At 74.3% G+C, this 18704-nt stretch carries 15 protein-coding genes; 8 read left to right on the plus strand and 7 right to left on the minus strand.

Annotated features, from left to right (window positions below; all coding sequences use genetic code 11):
* Positions 1–45: 45 nt before the first annotated feature.
* Positions 46–570, minus strand: coding sequence for an Lrp/AsnC family transcriptional regulator (locus tag ACFYNX_RS20005; RefSeq protein WP_388662920.1), 525 nt, complete (start codon positions 568–570; stop codon positions 46–48).
* 177 nt (positions 571–747) lie between these two features.
* On the opposite strand from ACFYNX_RS20005, the gene pdhA reads away from it, so the two are divergent.
* The 7 genes from pdhA to ACFYNX_RS20040 all read left to right on the plus strand — a co-directional run bounded on the left by pdhA (position 748) and on the right by ACFYNX_RS20040 (position 8907).
* The gene (pdhA, locus tag ACFYNX_RS20010; protein WP_365539816.1) at positions 748–1905 is read left to right on the plus strand and encodes a pyruvate dehydrogenase (acetyl-transferring) E1 component subunit alpha; all 1158 of its coding nucleotides are present in this window, start codon (positions 748–750) and stop codon (positions 1903–1905) included.
* Positions 1905–2951 carry an alpha-ketoacid dehydrogenase subunit beta gene (locus tag ACFYNX_RS20015; RefSeq protein WP_365539748.1) on the plus strand — a complete coding sequence of 349 codons (1047 nt, stop codon included), beginning with the start codon at positions 1905–1907 and terminating at the stop codon, positions 2949–2951. The genes pdhA and ACFYNX_RS20015 overlap by 1 nt, the downstream gene beginning before the upstream one ends.
* On the plus strand, positions 2951–4333 hold the full coding sequence (locus ACFYNX_RS20020) for a dihydrolipoamide acetyltransferase family protein (RefSeq protein ID WP_388662922.1): 1383 nt from the start codon (positions 2951–2953) through the stop codon (positions 4331–4333). The genes ACFYNX_RS20015 and ACFYNX_RS20020 overlap by 1 nt, the downstream gene beginning before the upstream one ends.
* Before the next feature lie 81 nt (positions 4334–4414).
* On the plus strand, positions 4415–5266 hold the full coding sequence (locus tag ACFYNX_RS20025) for an NTP transferase domain-containing protein (protein ID WP_388662924.1): 852 nt from the start codon (positions 4415–4417) through the stop codon (positions 5264–5266).
* 5 nt (positions 5267–5271) lie between these two features.
* Entirely contained in the window at positions 5272–6726 is a 1455-nt protein-coding gene (locus tag ACFYNX_RS20030; RefSeq protein ID WP_388663408.1) for a molybdopterin molybdotransferase MoeA, read from the plus strand.
* Positions 6723–7808: a potassium channel family protein gene (locus ACFYNX_RS20035; protein WP_388662926.1), complete on the plus strand. Its 1086-nt coding sequence runs from the start codon at positions 6723–6725 to the stop codon at positions 7806–7808. The genes ACFYNX_RS20030 and ACFYNX_RS20035 overlap by 4 nt, the downstream gene beginning before the upstream one ends.
* 112 nt (positions 7809–7920) lie before the next feature.
* A complete protein-coding gene (locus tag ACFYNX_RS20040) occupies positions 7921–8907 on the plus strand; it encodes an NAD(P)H-quinone oxidoreductase (protein ID WP_388662928.1) in 987 nt (328 codons plus the stop codon).
* 153 nt (positions 8908–9060) lie between these two features.
* Here ACFYNX_RS20040 and ACFYNX_RS20045 read toward each other — a convergent pair whose 3' ends face one another.
* From ACFYNX_RS20045 to ACFYNX_RS20070, 6 genes are all read right to left on the minus strand, one after another.
* Positions 9061–9606, minus strand: coding sequence for a bacterial proteasome activator family protein (locus ACFYNX_RS20045; protein WP_125662023.1), 546 nt, complete (start codon positions 9604–9606; stop codon positions 9061–9063).
* A 97-nt stretch (positions 9607–9703) separates the two neighbouring features.
* Positions 9704–12568, minus strand: a complete 2865-nt coding sequence (locus ACFYNX_RS20050; protein ID WP_388662930.1) for an FtsX-like permease family protein — start codon at positions 12566–12568, stop codon at positions 9704–9706.
* Entirely contained in the window at positions 12565–13299 is a 735-nt protein-coding gene (locus tag ACFYNX_RS20055; protein WP_365539742.1) for an ABC transporter ATP-binding protein, read from the minus strand. Before ACFYNX_RS20055 ends, ACFYNX_RS20050 begins: the two co-directional genes overlap by 4 nt.
* Before the next feature lie 176 nt (positions 13300–13475).
* Positions 13476–14144 (minus strand): PadR family transcriptional regulator, encoded by a 669-nt coding sequence (locus ACFYNX_RS20060; RefSeq protein ID WP_388662932.1) that lies wholly within the window; start codon positions 14142–14144, stop codon positions 13476–13478.
* A 96-nt stretch (positions 14145–14240) separates the two neighbouring features.
* A complete protein-coding gene (locus tag ACFYNX_RS20065) occupies positions 14241–14882 on the minus strand; it encodes a hypothetical protein (RefSeq protein ID WP_388662934.1) in 642 nt (213 codons plus the stop codon).
* Between the two features lie 265 nt (positions 14883–15147).
* Positions 15148–16785, minus strand: a complete 1638-nt coding sequence (locus ACFYNX_RS20070; RefSeq protein ID WP_388662936.1) for a protein kinase — start codon at positions 16783–16785, stop codon at positions 15148–15150.
* A 263-nt stretch (positions 16786–17048) separates the two neighbouring features.
* Here ACFYNX_RS20070 and ACFYNX_RS20075 point away from each other — a divergent pair, with 263 nt between their 5' ends.
* On the plus strand, positions 17049–18674 hold the full coding sequence (locus ACFYNX_RS20075; RefSeq protein WP_388662938.1) for a protein kinase: 1626 nt from the start codon (positions 17049–17051) through the stop codon (positions 18672–18674).
* Positions 18675–18704 lie beyond the last annotated feature (30 nt).

Below are 18704 nucleotides of genomic sequence, written 5' to 3' on the forward strand. Positions count from 1 at the left end.
TCCCGCCCCGGGCCCTCCCGCCCCGGGCCCTCCCGTCCCGGGCCCTCAGTGGTCCGGGTCGAGGTCCGTCTCCTCGAAGACCAGCAGGGTCCGGGTCGAGAGCACCTCCGGGATCGACTGGAGCTTGGTGAGCACCAGCTCGCGCAGGGTCCGGTTGTCCGGGGTGTGCACCAGGAGCAGGACGTCGAAATCGCCGCTGACCAGCGCGATGTGCGCGGCTCCCGGCAGGGCCTGGAGCTGTTCGCGCACGGTCCGCCAGGAGTTCTGGACGATCTTGAGCGTGATGTACGCGGAGGCGCCCTGGCCCGCCCGCTCGTGGTTCACACGGGCGCTGAAACCGCGGATCACCCCGTCGTCGATGAGCCGGTTGATCCGCGCGTAGGCGTTGGCCCGGGAGACGTGCACCCGTTCGGCCACGGACCGGATCGAGGCGCGGCCGTCCGTCTGGAGTATCCGCAGGATGTCGCGGTCGATGGCGTCCAGCGGGCGCGCGGGCGGGCCCGGCAGCGCCGCCGCGGGGCCCGGTGACACGACCTGCTCCCACTCGTCGGCCATTTGTTCATCCGCCATGTGCCCCCGCCTCTCTCCAGTGGACGACCTGCCCTTATCCCAAGCTGTGGAGAACCGTTTGTCCACAGGCTGGTGGCGCCTGTAGCCAAAATGCCTCCACGACCGAACAATCGGTAGGTGAGGCGCGCCACATTCGCGCCGCCCGCCTTCGGGCTTCCCGCCCGCTCCCACGAGGAGGTGGACTCGTTGCGACAGCGCAGTTCGACAGTCCAAGAGCCGCCCGGTGCCGCGCCCGCCCACCGGACCACCCCGCCGACGTGGCGGCCGCGCACCGACCCCGCGCCGCTGCTGCCCGACGCCGAGCCGCTGCGCGTGCTCGGCACGGACGCCGTGGCCGACGCCGACCCCGCGCTGTTGCTGCGCCTCTACGCGGAGCTGGTCCGCGGCCGCCGGTACAACACCCAGGCCACCGCCCTCACCAAGCAGGGCCGGCTCGCCGTGTACCCGTCCACCACCGGCCAGGAGGCGTCCGAGATCGCCGCCGCGGCGGTCCTGGAGGACCGGGACTGGCTCTTCCCCTCGTACCGCGACACCCTGGCGGCGGTCGCCCGCGGCCTCGACCCCGTCCAGGCCCTGACCCTGCTCCGCGGCGACTGGCACACCGGCTACGACCCGCACGAGCACCGGATCGCGCCGCTCTGCACCCCCCTGGCCACCCAGCTCCCGCACGCGGTGGGCCTCGCCCACGCCGCCCGGCTCAAGGGCGACGACGTGGTCGCCCTCGCCATGGTCGGCGACGGCGGCACCAGCGAGGGCGACTTCCACGAGGCGCTGAACTTCGCGGCCGTCTGGCAGGCCCCCGTGGTCTTCCTCGTCCAGAACAACGGCTTCGCGATCTCCGTGCCGCTCGCCAAGCAGACCGCGGCCCCCTCCCTCGCCCACAAGGCCGTCGGATACGGCATGCCGGGCCGGCTCGTCGACGGCAACGACGTGGTCGCCGTCCACCAGGTGCTCACCGAGGCCGTGGCACGCGCGCGGCGCGGCGGCGGACCGACCCTCGTCGAGGCCGTCACCTACCGGATCGACGCCCACACCAACGCCGACGACGCCACCCGCTACCGCGAGGCCGCCGAGGTCGAGACCTGGCGGGCCCACGACCCCGTCCTGATCCTCGAACGGGAACTGACCGAGCGCGGCCTGCTCGACGAGGACGGCAGGCGCGCCGCGGCCGAGGCCGCCGAGACGATGGCGGCGGACCTGCGCGAACGGATGAACGCCGACCCGGTGCTCGACCCGATGGACCTCTTCGCCCACGTGTACGCGGAGCAGACCACGCAACTGCGCGAACAGGCGGCGCAGCTCCGCGCCGAGCTCGAAGCCGAGGGTGAGGCGTGATGACGACCGCGACGACCGGCCCCAAGGCGTCCGGGGCCGGCGGGAAGGCCGGGAAGGCCAAGCCCGCCACGATGGCGCAGGCGCTCCAGCGCGCCATGCGCGACGCCATGGCCGAGGACCCGGCCGTCCACGTGATGGGCGAGGACGTCGGCACCCTCGGCGGGGTCTTCCGGGTCACCGACGGGCTCGCGAAGGAGTTCGGCGAGGACCGCTGCACGGACACCCCGCTGGCCGAGGCCGGCATCCTCGGCGCGGCCGTCGGCATGGCCATGTACGGCCTGCGGCCGGTCGTGGAGATGCAGTTCGACGCCTTCGCGTACCCGGCGTTCGAGCAGTTGATCTCCCACGTGGCGCGCATGCGCAACCGCACGCGCGGCGCGATGCCGATGCCGATCGTCATCCGGGTGCCGTACGGCGGCGGGATCGGCGGCGTCGAGCACCACAGCGACTCCTCCGAGGCCTACTACACGGCCACCCCGGGCCTCCACGTCGTCACCCCGGCCACCGTCGAGGACGCCTACGGCCTGCTGCGCGCGGCCATCGCCTCCGACGACCCGGTGGTCTTCCTGGAGCCCAAGCGGCTCTACTGGTCCAAGTCCGACTGGTCCCCCGAGGCGCCCGCGTCCGTCGAGCCGATCGGCAAGGCCGTCGTGCGGCGCCGGGGCACCGGCGCCACCCTGATCACCTACGGTCCCTCGGTGCCGGTCTGCCTGGAGGCCGCCGAGGCCGCGCAGGCGGAGGGCTGGGACCTCGAAGTCGTCGACCTGCGCTCGCTCGTGCCGTTCGACGACGAGACCGTCTGCGCCTCGGTGCGGCGCACCGGACGCGCGGTCGTGGTCCACGAGTCGACCGGCTTCGGCGGCCCCGGCGCGGAGATCGCCGCCCGGGTGACCGAGCGCTGCTTCCACCACCTGGAGGCGCCGGTGCTGCGGGTCGCGGGCTTCGACATCCCGTACCCGCCGCCGATGCTGGAGCGGCACCACCTGCCCGGCGTGGACCGGGTCCTGGACGCGGTGGCGCGGCTCCAGTGGGAGGCGGACAACTGATGGCCCAGGTCCTCGAATTCAAGCTCCCCGACCTCGGCGAGGGTCTCACCGAGGCCGAGATCGTGCGCTGGCTGGTCGCCGTCGGCGACGTCGTCGCCGTCGACCAGCCGGTCGTCGAGGTCGAGACGGCCAAGGCCATGGTCGAGGTGCCCTGCCCGTACGGCGGCGTCGTCACCGCCCGGTACGGCGAGGAGGGCACCGAACTGCCCGTCGGCGCACCGCTCCTGACGGTCGCCGTGGGCGGTCCGGCGGAGGCGGGGCCCGCGGCCGTTCCCGCCGCCCCGGAGAAGGGCGCCGGGAACGCCGAGTCGGCCGTCTCCTCCGAGTACTCCGGCAACGTCCTCGTCGGCTACGGCACCGCGGGGCCCGCCGCCCGGCGCCGCCGGGTCCGGCGGACGAGCCCGGCGGCCGTTCCCGCACCGGCTCCGGTTCCCGCTTCGGCACCGGCTCCGGTCGCGGTCCCCGCATCCGTGCCCACGCCCGCTTCCGCCCCCGCTCACCAGGGGCCCGTGCCCGTCATCTCGCCGCTCGTGCGGAAGCTGGCCAGGGACGGGGGGCTCGATCTGCGGCAGGTGTCCGGGTCCGGGCCCGAGGGGCTGATCCTGCGGGCCGACGTGGAGCTGGCCCTCGCGACGGCCCGGGACCACCGGGCGTCCGCGCCCGCGCCGGTGCCCGTGCCCTCCGTCGCACCGGCGGGCGAGCGGGTTCCGCTGCGCGGGGTCCGCGGCGCGGTCGCGGACAAGCTGTCCCGCAGCCGTACGGAGATCCCGGACGCGACCTGCTGGGTCGACGCCGACGCGACCGAACTGATGGCCGCCCGGGCGGCGATGAACGCGGCGGGCGGACCGAAGATCTCGCTCCTCGCGCTCCTCGCCCGGATCTGCGTCCACGCCCTGGCCCGGTTCCCCGAGCTCAACTCCACGGTCGACACCGCGGCGCGGGAGATCGTCCGGCTGCCGGACGTGCACCTCGGGTTCGCCGCCCAGACCCCGCGCGGCCTGGTCGTCCCCGTGGTCAAGGACGCGGGGAGGCGGACGGCCGAGTCGCTGACGGAGGAGTTCGGGCGCCTGACCGAGGCCGCCCGGCAGTCCGCGCTCACCCCGGCCGACCTGACGGGCGGCACGTTCACCCTCAACAACTACGGGGTGTTCGGGGTCGACGGCTCCACGCCGATCATCAACCACCCCGAGACCGCCATGCTCGGCGTCGGCCGGATCATCCCCAAACCCTGGGTGCACCAGGGCGAACTGGCCGTCCGTCAGGTGGTGCAGCTCTCGCTCACCTTCGACCACCGGGTCTGCGACGGCGGCACGGCGGGCGGCTTCCTGCGGTACGTGGCGGACTGCGTCGAACAGCCGGCGGTGCTGCTCCGCACGGTCTGACGGCACCTGTCGCCGTGCGGCCCGTCCCGCCCCGTGGGACGGGCCGGGCGCCCGTGGCCCCCGGCGGCCCATACTGCTGGGGTGACCACCGCATACGACGCCGTCGTGCTCGCCGGGGGCGCCGCCCGGCGCCTCGGCGGCACGGACAAGCCCGGGGTACGGATCGGGGGCCGGACCCTCCTCGACCGGGTGCTCGCGGCCTGCTCCGACGCCGGCCGGACCGTGGTCGTCGGGTCCCCCCGGCCGACCGGCCGGCCCGTCCGCTGGACCAGGGAGGACCCGCCCGGCGGCGGTCCGGTGGCCGCTCTCGACGCGGGTGCGTGGGAGGCGGAGGCCGCCGTCCTGCTCGTCCTCTCCGCCGACCTGCCCTTCCTGGACGGCGCCACCGTACGGAGCCTCCTCGGCGCCCTGGACGGGGAGCCCGGGGCCGAGGCCGCGCTCCTCACCGACGCCGGGGGGCGCGACCAGCCGCTCGTCGCCGCGTACCGGTCCGTCCCGCTGCGCCGCGAGCTGGCCCGGCTCGCGGACGAGCACGGCGGCCTCGCCCACCTGCCCCTGCGTCACCTCACCCACGGGCTCCGGCTCGTCCGGCTTCCCGCGGCCCCCCTCGCCTCCTTCGACTGCGACACCTGGGAGGACATCGCCACCGCCCGCGCCCGCATCAGGGAGCATGGGAGCGTGTTGGACGAATGGATCACCGCAGTCAAGGACGAACTGGGCATCGAGCTGGACGTCGACACCGGCGTCCTGCTCGACCTGGCCCGCGACGCCGCCCACAACGTGGCCCGTCCCGCCGCGCCCCTGACCACCTTCCTGGTGGGGTACGCGGCGGCACGCGCGGGTGAGGCAGGCCCCGAGGCGGTCGCGGAGGCGGCCCGCAAGGCCGCGGCGCTCGCCCTGCGCTGGGAGGCCGAGCAGGACGGGGCCGGATGAGCCTGATGGAGCCCGCTCCCGTGGCCGGCCCTTCCTGGCCCGCCGGTGATGCCCCCGGACCCGCCGGGGACGCTCCCGGACCCGCCGGTGGCGCCCCTGAGCCCACCGGCGGTGCCGGGGCCGGGCATCCGCACCGGGCCACCGCCTGGCCCGAGGCGCGGGCCGTCGCACACCGTGCGGGGATCGCGGCCCGGGCCGGCCGGGAGCCGGCGGGCCTTCCGCCGGGGCAGGCGCTCGGCCGGGTCCTGACGGAGCCGCTCACGGCCCTCGCCGACCTGCCGTCCTTCGACACCTCCGCCATGGACGGCTGGGCGGTCGCGGGTCCCGGCCCCTGGCACGTCCGCGAGGAGCCCACCGTCCTCGCCGGTCACACTCCGGCCGCCGCCCTGGCCGACGGGGAGGCGGTACGGATCGCCACCGGCGCCCCCGTCCCGCCCGGGACCACGGCCGTCCTCCGTACCGAACACTCCCGCACCGAACGGCCCCGCGACGGGCTGGCGCTGCTGCACGCCCTGCGCGAGGTCGTCGCCGGACAGGACATCCGTCCCCGGGGCCAGGAGTGCCGTTCCGGCGACGAGTTGCTGCCCGCCGGCACCACCGTGACCCCCGCCGTCCTCGGTCTCGCCGCGGCCGCCGGGTACGACGAACTCCTCGTGCTGCCCCGCCCCCGCGTGGAGGTCCTGGTCCTCGGCGACGAGCTCCTCACCGCCGGTCTCCCCCACGAGGGGCTCATCCGGGACGCCCTCGGCCCGATGCTCGGCCCCTGGCTGGCGGCGCTCGGCGCGGACGTCCTCGCCACCCGCCGGATCGGCGACGACGCCGAGGCGCTCCACGCGGCCGTCACCGGCTCCGCCGCCGATCTGGTCCTCACCACCGGGGGCACCGCCGCCGGGCCCGTGGACCACGTCCACCGCGTGCTCGACGAGGCCGGTGCCACGCTCCTGGTCGACGGCGTGAAGGTACGGCCGGGGCATCCCATGCTCCTCGCCCGCCTCGGCGCCGACCCCGCCCGCCCGCACCACGTGCGCCACCTCGTCGGCCTCCCCGGCAACCCGCTCGCGGCCGTCTCCGGGCTCCTCACCCTCGCCGCACCACTGCTCGCCGCCCTGAAGGAAGACGGGCCCCGCGCGGAGGCGGGATCCCGTACGGAGGACAGGGCCCGCGCGGAGGGCGGGGCCGGATCCGGTGCCCGCGCCCCCGTGCCGTACCGTGTGCCCGTTCGGGACGAGGTGCACGGGCACCCCCATGACACACGACTCGTCCCGGTCGTCCGCCGCAGCGGGTCGGCCGTTCCGCTGCGCTACCACGGTCCGGCCATGCTCCGCGGCATCGCCGCCGCGGACGGCCTGGCCGTCGTCCCGCCCGGCGGGGCACGGCCCGGACAGGAACTGGACGTCCTCGATCTTCCCTGGCCGCCGACGGCGGGGGCCGCGCCGGCCCAAGGAGCGTGTTTCACGTGAAACTTCCCAGTCGTGACGTGATGGCCCGCCACGCGGACGAGAAGATCTCCGGTCCGCGGGTCACCCTGCCCCGCCGGGAGGTGGAGCGACCGCTGCGCCAGGTCGGCAAGCGGCTGCTCATGGCGCTCGGCGTCCTCGTCGTGACGATCTTCCTCGTCTACTTCGACCGCGACGGCTATCACGACAACGCCGACGAGACGCTCGACTTCCTGGACTGCGCCTACTACGCGACCGTGACGCTCTCCACCACCGGATACGGCGACATCGTCCCGTACAGCGACTCGGCGCGGCTCGTCAACATCCTGCTGGTCACGCCCCTGCGCGTGCTGTTTCTGATCATTCTGGTCGGCACCACCCTGGAGGTCCTCACCGAGCGGACCCGGGAGGAGTTCCGGCTGAACCGCTGGAGGTCCACCTTGCGCGACCACACCGTCATCGTCGGGTTCGGCACGAAGGGACGGTCGGCGATCCAGACCCTCTGCGCGACCGGTCTCAGCAAGGAGCAGATCGTCATCGTCGATCCCTCCAGCAAGGTGATCGAGACGGCGAACGCGGACGGCTTCGTCGGCGTCATCGGTGACGCCACCCGCAGCGCCGTACTGCTCCGCGCCGAGGTGCAGCGGGCCCGGCAGATCGTCATCGCCACCCAGCGCGACGACACGGCCGTCCTGGTCACCCTGACCGCGCGCCAGCTCAACCGGGGCGCGAAGATCGTCGCCGCCGTCCGCGAGGAGGAGAACGCGCCGCTGCTGCGCCAGTCCGGCGCGGACGCGGTCATCACCAGCGCCAGCGCCGCCGGGCGCCTGCTCGGCCTCTCGGTGCTGAGCCCCAGCGCCGGCACGGTGATGGAGGACCTCATCCAGCAGGGCTCCGGGCTCGACCTGGTCGAGCGCCCCGTGACCAAGAGCGAGGCGGGCAAGAGCGTGCGGGAGACCGGGGACCTGGTGGTGAGCGTGCTCCGGGGCCACCGCCTGCTCAGTTACGACGACCCCGCGGCCAGTCCGCTCCAGCTCACCGACCGGGTGATCACCATCGTGCGCGCGGCGCCGGTGACCCGGCTCTCCACCCCTCCGGAGGAGTGAGCCCGCCGGGCCCGCCCCACTGCCGGGCCCGCCCCGCTGCGGGCCCGCCTCCTGCCGGGCCCGCCCCCGCCGGGCCCGCCCCGTGAGGGGTCGCGGGAGTAGCCTCGCCGCCATGTATGCGATCACGATTCCGGAACCCGGCGGACCCGAGGCCCTGGTCTGGTCCGAGGTGCCCGATCCCGTACCCGGCGAGGGCGAGGTGCTCGTCGAGGTGGCGGCGAGCGCGGTCAACCGCGCCGACCTGCTCCAGCGCCAGGGCTTCTACGACCCGCCGCCGGGCAGCTCCCCGTACCCCGGCCTGGAGTGCGCCGGCCGGATCGCCGCGCTCGGCCCGGGAGTGGCCGACCGGGCCGTCGGCGACGAGGTGTGCGCCCTGCTCGCCGGCGGGGGCTACGCCGAGAAGGTCGTGGTCCCAACCGGGCAGCTCCTTCCGGTGCCGAAGGGCCTCGACCTGGCCACGGCCGCCGCGCTCCCCGAGGTCGCGTGCACCGTCTGGTCCAACATCTTCATGATCGCCCGGTTGCGGCCGGGCGAGACGCTCCTCGTGCACGGCGGCGCGAGCGGGATCGGCACGATGGCGATCCAGTTGGCGAAGGCGATCGGCGCCCGGGTCGTGGTCACCGCCGGAAGCCCCGCGAAGCTGGCGCGCTGCGCCGAGCTGGGCGCGGACGTCCTCATCGACTACCGCGAGCAGGACTTCGTCGAGGAGCTGGCCGCGGCGACGGACGGGGCCGGGGCGGACGTCATCCTGGACATCGTCGGCGCCAAGTACCTGGAACGGAACGTGAAGGCGCTCGCCGTGAACGGGCGCCTGGTGATCATCGGCCTCCAGGGCGGGGTGAAGGGCGAGCTGAACCTCGGGGCGCTGCTCGCGAAGCGCGGCGCCGTCATGGCGACCACGCTGCGGTCCCGCCCGGCGCGGGAGAAGGCGGCGATCGTCGCCGCCGTCCGGGAGCACGTCTGGCCGCTGGTCGAGGCGGGCACGGTCCGGCCGGTCGTCGACCGCACGGTGCCGCTGCCGGAGGCCGCCGACGCGCACCGGGCGCTGGAGGCCGGCGACCACGTCGGCAAGATCCTGCTCCTCGCGCCCGGCACCTGACCCGCGCGTGGCGCCGAGGGGACGGGCGGACACCGTGTGAAGGGCCCGGTGGACGACGTTCAAGGAGGCTCGGCACTCCCCGGGCCGCCGCCCCCTCCGTACCGCACGAAAGGGCCCGGCACGCGTTCTGTGCCGGGCCCTTTCGCAGGTGTCCTACAGGTACGGCCCCGAGCGGACCGCGTGGCCCGGGCCGTGGTCGTCGTCATCGTCGTGACCGGCGCCCGGCGGCAGCGCCCGGCGCATCTGCTCCAGTTGGGCGCGGGCCGCCATCTGCTGGGCGAACAGCGCCGTCTGGATGCCGTGGAAGAGGCCCTCCAGCCAGCCCACGAGCTGCGCCTGCGCGATGCGCAGCTCCGCCTCGGAGGGGATCGCCTCGTCCGTGAACGGCAGGGAGAGACGCTCGAGTTCCTCGACCAGTTCGGGCGCGAGCCCGTCCTCCAGCTCCTTCACGGAGCTGGCGTGGATGTCCTTGAGCCTGACCCGGCTGGCCTCGTCCAGAGGTGCCGCGCGTACTTCTTCCAGGAGCTGCTTGATCATGCTGCCGATCCGCATGACCTTCGCAGGCTGCTCGACCATTTCCGTCACCGGGACCTCGCGGGGTTCGTCGTCGCCCTGAGTGCCGCCGAGCGCCATCCCGTCCTGTCCCACGATGAGGACCTGGGGGCTCTCCTGCGACCTGTCATTCCTCGGCATCTCCATGCCGCCATTCTCTCGTACACGTGCTTCACCACGGGGTGTGCCCCTGTACGAGGGTGATCCACCCTCGTACAGGGGCACGGACGGGCGACGGAGAACGTCAGGTCGCCGCGCGCCGGGCCACGGCGCCGCGCGAGCGGGTCACGAGGGCGGCGAGCAGGGCGGCGCCCAGCGGGACGGCGACGAGCAGGAGTCCCAGCGTCTCCCAGGGGACGACGATCGGCAGGTCCGGCGGCGCCGTGTCGGCGCTCCAGCCCTCGGCGACGCTCATCTCGTGGTACCGGAGCTGGTCGCGCTCCTCGGTGAGCCGGAGCCCCACGGCGGGCAGCAGGCCGGCCGCCGAGCCGAGGACCACGCCCATCGCGGCCACGACACCGCACTGGAAACCGCTGAGCGTGCGGCGGACCCGGGGCGGGGCGCCCACGGCGGCGAGCGTCTTCAGATCGGCCTCGGCGTCCGCCTGGGCGAGCCCGGTGGCGATGCCGGCGGCGCCGATGGTGACCAGTCCGGCGAAGATGGCCAGCGAGAGCAGGACGATCCCGTACTCGTTGACGAAACCCTGCTCCAGGTGCAGTTCGACGTTGCTGCCGAGCTTGGCGATCTCGCCGTCGAGCTTCTGCCGCTGTTCGCTGTCCGGGAGCCGGTCGGTGTCGGCGTACACGCCCAGCGGGACGGTGGAGAGGCCGGCGGCCTTGGCCGCCGCCGGGGTCATCAGGGCCTGGACCCCGTAGGACCGCTTGTCGCCGGGCACCAGGTAGGCGGGCACGGAGCTGACCTTGCCGGGTACGGGCCGGCCCTCCTCCATGGCCTTGTCGGCGGCGGCGGTGTCGGTGATCTGCTTGAGCCCGACGGTGCCCTTCGCGTCGATCTGGGCGCGGTCGAAGGTGACGACCTTGCCGTCGGCGAGGGCCTTCACGGCACCCGGGTCGTCGACGCCGAGGACCTGGAGGAGCTTGGCGTCACCGATGAGCAGACCGCCGTCGACGTAGACCCCGCCGCCGCCGCCGTCCTCCTTGCAGCGCCAGTCCTCGGTGAGCATCTTCCGCCGCTGCTCGGGGGTGAACCTCTCCGCGGGATCGCCGCCGCCCGGCACCGACGCGTACATCGGGCACTCGTTGGCCGGGGGCACGACGACCTCGAAGCGGCCGCAGCCGGGGCCCTCGCCCCACGGGGAGCAGCCGGGCTTGCCGACCGAGACGCGGTCGACGTCGGCGCGCAGGTCGACGGGCAGGTACCGCTGGACGGCCTCGCGGACCGCCGGGACGTCCCGGCCGCCCTCTTCGCGGACGAAGGCGGCGGCGACGCCGTACGGCAGCGTGGGCTGGTACGCGGCCCTGTTCTCGGCCTCCCTGCTGGCCATGTACGTGGAGACGGCGACCGTTCCCGCGACGGCGGCGAGCACGGCGGCGACGGCCGGAGCCGTACGGCCCCGGTTGCGGACGGCGTCCCGCAGCGCGAGGCGCGGGGAGAGCGGCAGCCAGCGTCCGCTGCGTCCGAACAGGCCCACCAGGGCCGGGGTCATCGCGACGACGCCCAGCTCGGCGAGGGCGGAACCGGCCGCCACCAGGGCGACCTGCTCGGTGACCAGGGAGCCCAGGAGGGCCACGGCCCCGCCGAGGAGGACGGCCACGAGGCCGACGACGGGCAGCACGCGGCTGCTGCGGCGGACGCCGCGCCGGCCGGTGAGCGAGGAGAGGACGCTCTGCCGGGAGGCGGTGACGGCCGGGACGATCGCGGCGAGCAGACCGGTCAGGACCGCGAGCAGCGCGATGGCGAGGATTTCGAGCGGCCGGACGTCGAAGGCGCCGAACCGCTGGCCCATCGCCTGTTCGAGGAGCGGCTGGAGCGCCAGGGTCAGGGCCACGGCGAGCACGGTGCCGATGACGGCGGCCGCGATGCCGATGACCAGACCGCCGCTCAGCACGATCGCCCGGATGTGGCTGCGGGCACCGCCGTTGGCACCGACCAGGCCGAGCTGGCGGCGCGAGCGGCGGGCGCCGACCGCGAAGGCGGGACCGGCCAGGAGGCAGATCTCCAGCATCGCCAGGCCCACGACGGTCGCGACCGCGGCGAGCTCGGCGGCCCGGTCCGCGGGCCCGGCCCCGTAGTCGCCCCAGTTCCCCCGCTGGTAGAGCGGGACGTCGGCGTCGGCGGGCGGGGCGAGCAGCACGGCGCGCGAGGCGACGAGGACGCCCTTGGTGTTGATCTCCTGGACCGCGTTCCACGTGAAACCACCGGGCTTCCGCACCAGGTACGAGACGGAGGAGTCCGGGGCCGGCAGACCGGCCTTCTCGACGGCCTTCGCGTACGGGGCGAGGAAGGCGTCGGGGAGGGCGTTGACCTGATCGGTCCTGAGCGTGTCGGGAAGTTCGTAGGAGCCGACGATGCGATACGGGTGCTCGAAGTTGCGAGCGGAAAGGGTCGAGCCGATCGACAGGCCGCTGGTCTCCAGGAAGTGCGAGGTCGCCATGACCTCGTCGTTCTTCTCCGGATAACGCCCCTCCAGGAGCGGCATGATGCCGCGGGCGACCGGGTCGGACGCCTTCAGCTCGCGCACCTCGGTCAGGAGCAGGCCGTGGGCCGTGGTCAGCTTGGCCGACCCGACGCGGTCCGTGAGGACGGTGGAGCCCGCGGGGATGGCCCTGGTGACGTCGGTGGCGCCCGACGGCCACTGCTCGTCGTCCCGGATCCTGGCCGGGACGCCCATCTCGCCCTCCGGGTCCTGGAGGATCGGCACGCCGCTCATCTGCGGGTCCCCGAAGCGTGCGTCGGCCGCGCCGATCGTCCGGTCCACCTTCTCGGCGGGCGACAGCTCCGAGCTGCGGAAGGTCAGGTCGAAGGCGCTGACGCCCAGGATGGGCAGGGCGATCATCGCGAGGACGAGGGCGCTGCGGCCCTTGGCGCGCCAGGCGTCACGACGGGCTATGCGGATCGCGGCCCGCCAGGAGTGGAACCAGGTCTTCACGCCTCCGCCACCTGGCCCGAGAGGAGGGAGTCGGCCTCGCTGCGCACGGTCTGGTCGACGATGGCGCCGTCCCGCAGGAACACGACGCGGTCGGCCCAGGCGGCGAACCGCGGCTCGTGGGTGACGAGGACGCCGGCGGCGCCCGCGTCGCAGCGGGAGCGGAGCAGGGCGAGGACGGACTCGCCGGTCTCGGAGTCGAGGGCGCCGGTCGGCTCGTCGGCGAGGACCAGACGGCGGTCGCCGACCAGGGCGCGAGCGATGGCCACGCGCTGCTGCTGGCCGCCGGACATCTCGTCGGGGAAGCGGTCGGCGAGGTGGCCGAGCGACATCTCCTCCAGGGCGGCGAGGGCCTCGACGCGCGCCTTGCGGGCGGAGATCCCGTCCAGTTCGCGGGGCAGGGCCACGTTCTCGGCGGCCGTGAGGGCCGGGATGAGGTTGTAGTCCTGGAAGACGTAACCGATGCTGCGGCGGCGCAGGGCCGCCAGTTCCTTGATGCCGACGGTGGTGATGTCGGTGTCCTCGACGATCACCGCGCCCGAGGTGGGGGAGTCCAGGCCGCCCGCGATGGTGAGCAGGGTGGACTTGCCGGAGCCGGACGGGCCCATGACGGCGACGAGCTCACCGGGGTACACGGCGAGGTCGATGCCGCGCAGGGCGTGCACCTCGGTGGCGCCCGAGCCGTGGACCCGGGTCAGGTTCTTCAGTTGCAGCACGGGCTGCTGTGCGGACATGGAGGGTTCCCCCCTTGGGCGTACCGGGCGGTCGGCCGGGCACGGAGCGTGCGGTGGAAGGTGGTGCGGTCGGAAGAGGTACGGAAGGACGTGCGGAAGGGCTTACGGAAGGAGGTACGGAAGGACGGAGAGGGCCGCGAGCGGGCGGCTTCCGCCTCCGCCTCCGTGTCCCGGTGTCAGGAGCGGGCGCGGGTGCGGGTGCCGTCCGCGCCCGACCGCGCGACCGGCGCGGAGACGGGACCCGAGGCCCCGGCGTCCGGTGCGTTCGGCGTCTCCGGGGCGTCCGGGGCCGAGCGCGCGGTCGCCGAGAGGCGGATCAGCCGGGACTCGCAGTGGTCCAGCCATCGCGCCTCGGCCTCCGTCTGGAAGATCAACTGCTCCAGGACGAGCAGCCAGGCCACGTCGTCCCGCTCCCGCGCCCCGCCGCTCTCGACGGCCAGGAGCGCCTGGGCCTTGAGCCGGGTGTAGTCCTGCATCGCCTGCACGGTGTGCCGGCGCTGGGACTGGATGACGTCGCGGATGTCGACGTTCGGCGCGCCCACCGCCATGGCGAGCTTGATGGCCAGCTCGTCCCGGGCGGGGCTGGTGCGGTCCACCGGCTTCTCGAACCAGGTCCTCAGCTCGGCCCGGCCGCCGTCGGTGATCGCGTAGAGCGTGTGCCCGGCCTCGTCCTCGCCGCCCTGCGCGACCATGCCGTCGCGCTCCAGACGGTTGAGGGTCGTGTAGACCTGGCCGACGTTGAGCGGCCAGGTGGAGCCGGTGCGGGACTCGAACTCCGTACGGAGCTGAGAGCCGTAACGCGGACCGCGTTCGAGGAGGGCGAGGAGCCCGTGGCGGATCGACATACTCAGTATGTATACCGGGTATGCCGTACGGGACAACCGACCTGAGAGGGAAGCGGGAGGTCCCCCTCAAGGGGGACCCCGGCCCTCCGCGTCGGTTCAGCGGCGGCGCATCCGGAGCCCCAGGAAGCCGATTCCGAGCCCCATCAGGGCCAGCCCCAACCCCAGGGTGAGTACGGGAATCCGCTGGTCACCGAGGTCGGAGGCGGTCTCGGTGACCGCACGGGGCGCGACGGCGGGCGGGCTGGCGGGCGCGGCCTCGGGCGGCGCGGGCTCCTCCTCGCGTACCGCTCCGCCCCCCTCCTCCCGGTCCTCCCGGGGCTCCGATTCCGTAGCGGTTTCGGGACGGAAGGAGCTTTCCCGGGGCGCGGGGGCCGTCTCGGTGCGTCCGGGCCGGAGCCTGCCCTCGGCGGCGGGCCGGCCCGCGAGGGAGGCGGAGGGCTCCGGGGCGGCGGCCTCCGGGGCGGGAGCGCCGGGGACCGTGACGGCGGCGGGCGCGGGGGCCGACGGGGCGGCGCTTCCGGCGCGCCCCGGCGGGACGGGAGCGGAGGCGGAAGTGGAGCCGGAGCCGGGGCGGGGGCTGGGGCCGGAACCGGGGCCGTGGCCGGAACCGGAGCCCGGAGCCGAGGAGGGAGGGGAGGCGGAGACGGGGGCGGACGTCGAGGCGGTCGCGGGGGGCGCCTCCGGAGGGGGCGCGGAGGAGGCAGCGGGCGCCGGGGTGGCGCCCGGGGGCGCAGGCACGGGGACCATGGCCGCCGCCGCAGCGCTCGCCGCGACGCCGGGAGGCTCCGCCGGGCGCGCGGGGGGCGCGGCGTACAGGGCGCAGGCGCAGACGAAAGCGCAGGTGAGCGCGGGACGCAGGGCTCTCGCCCGTGCCCCGTCGAGTGCTGGAGTCACCGCGTGACCCCCTCCCGTACCGAGCCGCCGAGGTGTTCGACTCAGCGTCACATGTCGGGACGATTCCGGCACCCGATGTGCGCCCGGGAGGGGGCGGAGGCCGCCGGGACTACTGCGGCGGGTTGCCCGTCGAGACCTGGAGCGTGAACTCCGCGTCCTTGGCGGTGATGTCCGTGCCCGTCGGCGGGTACTGCTCCAGGACCGTGCCCTCGCCGTACGTCGCCTCGTCCACCGGGGTCTCGACCTTGATCTTCCACCCGGCGGCCTGGACGCAGTCCTTCACCGACTGGATGTTCCGGTACTTGAAGTTGGGCACCTCGAACTTCTCGGGGTCGTTGCGCGACTCGTTCGGCTGGGTGCACTTCTTCGCGTCGATGGTCTTGGTCAGGTCGGGTCCCTTGTGGCCCGGCGCCGCCGACTCGCTCTGCCGGGTGTCCGTGCCGCCGGTGGGCCCGGCCTGCGGGTCCTTCCCGTCGCCCTTGTCCAGGTTGAGCCCCACGATCAGGCCGCCGATCGCGAGCACGGCGACCGCGATCACGCCCACCAGCACCGGCGTGTTCCGCCGGGAGCCGCCACCCGCCGGGGCGGGCGCGTGCACCTGGGCGTACGGCGCGGGCGTGGGGGCCTGGGCGTACGGGGCGGGCGTCGGGGCCTGCTGCGGGTAGCCGTAGGAGGGGGCGGGTGCGTGGGTCGCGGGGCCGTAGGGGCCCGGCTGCGGCGTCGGCGCCATGTACGGCGGCTGCATGCCGTGCGGACCGGAGTGCGGGCCCGGCGGCGGGGCCTGGCCGACCGGCGGGAAGACCGCCGAGCCGACGCCCGCGCCGCTGCTGACCGGACCGCCCGCGACGATCACGGGGGCGCCGGTCTGCCCGGCCGACAGGACCCGCAGGCACTCGTCGCGCATGGCCGCCGCGCTCGGGAACCGCTCGTTCGGGTTCTTCCGCAGCGCGCGGGCGACGAGCGCGTCCATCGCCGGCGTCACCGAGCGGTTGACGGAGGACGGGGCGACCGGCTCCTCCTGCACGTGCGCGTACGCGATGGCGAGCGGGGAGTCGGCGTCGAAGGGGAGACGGCCCGTGAGGAGCTGGAAGAGCATGATGCCGACCGAGTAGAGGTCGGAGCGGGCGTCCACCGCGCGGCCGAGGGCCTGCTCGGGGGAGAGGTACTGCGGGGTGCCGACGACCATGCCGGTCTGCGTCATCGAGGTGACCCCCGACTGCATGGCCCGCGCGATGCCGAAGTCCATGACCTTGACCACGCCGCGCTTGGTCGTCATCACGTTGCCCGGCTTGATGTCGCGGTGGACCAGGCCCATCTCGTGGCTGACCTCGAGCGCGGAGAGGACGTCGGCCGTGACCTTCAGCGCCTTGTCGGCCGGCATCGCGCCGTACTGCCGCACGTCCGCCGCGAGGACCGAGCCGAGCGGCTGCCCCTCCACGTACTCCATGACGATGTACGGCATGACGGCGCCGTCGAGGGTGTCCTCGCCGGTGTCGAAGACCGAGACGATGTTGGTGTGGGACAGCTTCGCGACGGCCTGCGCCTCGCGCCGGAACCGCTCGCGGAAGGACTGCTCCCGGCCGAGCTCCGTGTGCAGCGTCTTGATGGCGACCTGCCGGTCGAGGGCGGTGTCGTACGCCAGGTACACCGACGCCATGCCGCCCTCGCCGAGAAGGTCGCGCAGCTTGTACCGGCCGCCCGCGACCGAACCGCCCGCGTAGCGGCCCTGTCCGCCGTCCTGGCTCATCTGTGCTCCCCCTACACGCGCGCGTGGCGGCGTCGACATGGATTTCCCGGCCAAGTCTGCCCCAGGGCGGTGACACGTCAAGCCGGGTGCCCGTTACGTGACCCTCCGCACAGGAAGCGTTTCCGAACCGGTGCGGGAATGCGTCGAATTTGCACAGGTGTACGTGAACGGGATTGGATGGCCGGTCCATCTCGGACCGTGATGTCGCACGGAGCCTGTAGCGTGACGACTGGACACGGCACGACAGACGACGGCGAGGACTGATGGCACCCGAATCCGGAGCAGGTGGCGGTGTGCCGGACGCGTCCGCCGAATCCTGGGGCGTCGGCGGAGTCGTCGGCGACGGACGTTACCGTCTGACGCACCGTCTGGGACGCGGCGGCATGGCCGAGGTGTTCGCGGCGGAGGACGTGCGGCTCGGCCGCACCGTGGCCGTCAAGCTGCTGCGCGCCGATCTCGCCGAGGACCCGGTCTCCAAGGCCCGCTTCACGCGCGAGGCGCAGTCCGTCGCCGGCCTCAACCACCACGCGATCGTTGCCGTGTACGACTCCGGCGAGGACCTGGTGGGCGGCCGCCCCGTGCCGTACATCGTGATGGAGCTGGTCGAGGGCCGCACCATCCGCGACCTGCTGCTGAGCGCCGAGGCGCCCGGTCCCGAGCAGGCCCTGATCATCGTCTCCGGGGTCCTGGAGGCGCTGGCCTACTCGCACCAGCACGGCATCGTGCACCGCGACATCAAGCCGGCGAACGTGATCATCACCCACGGCGGCGCGGTCAAGGTCATGGACTTCGGCATTGCCCGCGCCCTGCACGGCGCGCAGTCGACGATGACCCAGACCGGCATGGTCATGGGCACGCCGCAGTACCTCTCCCCCGAGCAGGCGCTCGGCAAGGCCGTCGACCACCGCTCCGACCTGTACGCGACGGGCTGCCTCCTCTACGAGCTCCTCTCGCTGCGGCCCCCCTTCACCGGCGAGACCCCGCTGTCCGTCGTCTACCAGCACGTCCAGGACGCGCCGGTCCCGCCGTCCGACGTGACGGGATCCGTGCCGCCGGAGCTGGACGGCCTGGTGATGCGCTCGCTCGCGAAGGACCCGGACGACCGGTTCCAGAGCGCGGAGGAGATGCGCGGGCTCATCCAGTACGCCCTCCAGATGCTCCAGCAGCAGGGCGGCTACACCGGCACGTGGAACACCGGCCCGATCGAGGCGCACGAGGGCGGCCGGACCCCGGCCGGCGGCGTCGCCGCGACGGCCGCGATGGGCCACCCGACGCACGGCGAGACCGCGCAGGGCCCGATCCTCCCGCCGATGAACCCCGACGACGGCGGCTACGACGGCGGTACGGGCGGCGGGGGCTACGGCCAGGGCGGTGCGTACGGGCCGCAGGGCGGCGGCAGCGGCGGCCGGGGCAAGATGTGGCTGTTCGCCGCGCTCGCGGTGGTCGCCGTGATCGCCGGAGTCGCGTTCGCCCTCAGCAAGACGGGCGGGAACGGCGGCGGCGGCACGGAGAACAACAAGAAGCCGACCATCACCACCTCGCCGTCGGTGACGCCCTCGGAGGAGCCCACGCCCTCGAAGGAGCCGACCCAGGACCAGACGCAGGACCCGGGCACGTCCACCGGCGGCTCGACGCGGGAGCCGTGGACCGAGCAGCCGACGCGGCAGCCGGAGTGGCCCACGGGCACGCCGTCCACCGAGACGCCGACCGAGCCGACCACCACGCCGCCGGTCGAGCCCACGGACACGCCCACGAAGACGGTCGACCCGACGACCGGTCCCACGACCCCGCCGGTCACCGAGCCGACCGGCGACCCCACCGGGGGCGGCGACGGCGGCGACACCGGCGACCCGGGCACCGAGCCGACGGCCACGGGCGAGGCGGGCTGACGGGACGGGCTTCCACGGGGCCGGCCTTCG

The organism is Streptomyces sp. NPDC007872 (genome assembly GCF_042868165.1).
Classification (GTDB): domain Bacteria; phylum Actinomycetota; class Actinomycetes; order Streptomycetales; family Streptomycetaceae; genus Streptomyces.

Bases quoted from the DNA above. Each gene is read 5' to 3' on its own strand.
- ACFYNX_RS20005 (WP_388662920.1), bottom strand. From the start codon at position 570: ATGGCGGATGAACAAATGGCCGACGAGTGGGAGCAGGTCGTGTCACCG.
- ACFYNX_RS20015 (WP_365539748.1), top strand. From the start codon at position 1,905: ATGACGACCGCGACGACCGGCCCCAAGGCGTCCGGGGCCGGCGGGAAG.
- ACFYNX_RS20020 (WP_388662922.1), top strand. From the start codon at position 2,951: ATGGCCCAGGTCCTCGAATTCAAGCTCCCCGACCTCGGCGAGGGTCTC.
- ACFYNX_RS20030 (WP_388663408.1), top strand. From the start codon at position 5,272: ATGGAGCCCGCTCCCGTGGCCGGCCCTTCCTGGCCCGCCGGTGATGCC.
- ACFYNX_RS20040 (WP_388662928.1), top strand. From the start codon at position 7,921: ATGTATGCGATCACGATTCCGGAACCCGGCGGACCCGAGGCCCTGGTC.
- ACFYNX_RS20045 (WP_125662023.1), bottom strand. From the start codon at position 9,606: ATGGAGATGCCGAGGAATGACAGGTCGCAGGAGAGCCCCCAGGTCCTC.
- ACFYNX_RS20055 (WP_365539742.1), bottom strand. From the start codon at position 13,299: ATGTCCGCACAGCAGCCCGTGCTGCAACTGAAGAACCTGACCCGGGTC.
- ACFYNX_RS20060 (WP_388662932.1), bottom strand. From the start codon at position 14,144: ATGTCGATCCGCCACGGGCTCCTCGCCCTCCTCGAACGCGGTCCGCGT.
- ACFYNX_RS20070 (WP_388662936.1), bottom strand. From the start codon at position 16,785: ATGAGCCAGGACGGCGGACAGGGCCGCTACGCGGGCGGTTCGGTCGCG.
- ACFYNX_RS20075 (WP_388662938.1), top strand. From the start codon at position 17,049: ATGGCACCCGAATCCGGAGCAGGTGGCGGTGTGCCGGACGCGTCCGCC.